Source organism: Mesorhizobium sp. M00.F.Ca.ET.216.01.1.1 (assembly GCF_004010325.2).
Classification (GTDB): Bacteria; Pseudomonadota; Alphaproteobacteria; order Rhizobiales; family Rhizobiaceae; genus Mesorhizobium.
Window position 1 is genome coordinate 1 of record NZ_SADR02000591.1, and the last position, 282, is coordinate 282.

Below are 282 nucleotides of genomic sequence, written 5' to 3' on the forward strand. Positions count from 1 at the left end.
CTCGGTTCGGGCTGACAGGAAAGAAATTCGTGGCGCTCATGCCCGGCGCCGAATTCGGCCCGGCAAAACGCTGGCCGAGCGACCACTATGCCGGGCTGGCGCGGGACATGATGGCGAAGGGTTTGGGCGTCGTGCTGCTCGGCTCGAAGAATGATGCCAGCGTGACCGGCGAGATAGCGGCGCTCGCGCCCGGCGTTATCGACCTTGCCGGCAAGACGCGGCTCGAGGACGCCATCGACCTGATCGCCGCGGCGAAGCTTGCGGTCTCGAACGACAGCGGGC

Annotated in this window: 1 protein-coding gene; it reads left to right on the forward strand. The window is 67.0% G+C overall.

What is annotated here, in order from left to right:
• Positions 1-38 precede the first annotated feature (38 nt).
• Positions 39-282: glycosyltransferase family 9 protein (locus EN859_RS37565; protein ID WP_281015690.1), on the forward strand; the 244-nt coding region annotated here is incomplete at its 3' end.